This is a genomic window from Kitasatospora sp. NPDC050463 (genome assembly GCF_040655255.1).
GTDB lineage: Bacteria > Actinomycetota > Actinomycetes > Streptomycetales > Streptomycetaceae > Kitasatospora.
Window position 1 is genome coordinate 1 of record NZ_JBFAJO010000224.1, and the last position, 1,301, is coordinate 1,301.

Annotated in this window: 3 pseudogenes; 1 reads left to right on the forward strand and 2 read right to left on the reverse strand. The window is 70.4% G+C overall.

The features are described 5' to 3' along the window. A pseudogene (locus AB0J08_RS41635) lies at positions 1–155 on the reverse strand (IS5/IS1182 family transposase); the annotation flags it as partial. Positions 156–261: 106 nt separating this feature from the next. Here AB0J08_RS41635 and AB0J08_RS41640 point away from each other — a divergent pair. After that, positions 262–423: pseudogene (locus AB0J08_RS41640) on the forward strand (ISL3 family transposase); the annotation flags it as partial. A gap of 416 nt (positions 424–839) precedes the next feature. Here the strand turns inward: AB0J08_RS41640 and AB0J08_RS41645 are convergent. Further along, positions 840–1,301: pseudogene (locus AB0J08_RS41645) on the reverse strand (hypothetical protein); the annotation flags it as partial.

Genomic DNA, 1,301 nt, shown 5'->3' on the forward strand with positions numbered 1-1,301 from the left:
TACAGCAGCGCGTTCACGACCTCGCGCAGGTCGCAGGAGCCCGGGTCTCCGGTCGCCGAGCGCGACACCCGCTCCTGCTTCCAGGCGGTGACCAGCGGCTCGATCAAGGCCCACTGTCCGTCGGACAAGTCTGTTGAGTACGGCATCCGTTCCATGCCCCGACCCCATCATGTACACGACACGCGAGTCAGCTTGAACGACTCCGTACACACGAACGGGCGACACCAGATCATCTAGAAACGGACTTAACGTCCTCTCAGCAACGGCCTGGAACTCGACCGGGCCGCCGTCGACGCCGGTCTCACCCTCCCGTTCCACAACGGCCGCACCGAGGGGGTCAACACCCGAACCAAGCGGATGATGAGGCAGATGCACGGCCGAGCCGGGTTCCCCCTGCTCCGCCACCGCATCCTCCTCCAGTGACCACCACACAGCGCTACCACCGATTACGGGACAGAGCCGTTCGCTGGACAGACCCTTGCAGGGCGCGCGAGTGGGGCTTCCGGCGGCCGCAGGGGCGTTCCGGGTGGCCGGCTGGCGGGGCTCCGAACCAGTTCCAAGGGCGAGGGACATGAGTGCAGTGGTGGCGGCTTCGTCCGGTTCACCGGCGGCGGCCAGGGCGCCGGAGTACTGGGCGGTGAAGAACGCGCGGTCTCGCGGCGCGAAAGCCCCGATGGTCAGGTGCTGCCGGAACAGGCCGATCGCGCGGTGGCTCTGGCCGACCTCCCGGTAGCAGATCGCGCTCTGCACCATCAGCCGTTCACGGGTGTAGCCGTCGCCGAGTGGGCCGGTGCAGGTCGCCGGCCCACTCGGCGATGTGGCCTGGTCGAGGACGCGGGTCACCTGGTCGGCTTCGACACCGGCGAGGGCGAGCGCCCGGGCCTGCTGCTGGAGGGCTTCGGCGCGGGGCCGCGGGGGCAGGGTCCAGGGGCCGGTGGTGGCGGCGCGGGCGAGGTCGAGCCCGCCTCCGGGTCGAAGTTGTGCAGCTGCAGGAAGTGCACGATCTTCGCGGCCGAGTTCAGCGCGGGCGGGATCGAGGGCCGGGTGGTGGTGAAGGTCAGCGAGCGGGTGCCTGCGGCAGCATCACCGTCGGCCAGCAACGGTGGCTTGACCTTGGAGGCGCCGAGGTCGCCGGGCATCACCAGGCGCAGCCGGCCGCCCGCCTCCGCCTGGGCCAGGCCGTAGGAACCGCGGGCGATCGCCGTGACCACCTCGACCGGGTTGTAGGCGCATCCGGCCTCGTGCCGCTGTCCGCTGGCGAGGCGGAAGTACGCGCCGACCTTGGTCGGGTTGGGCCCATC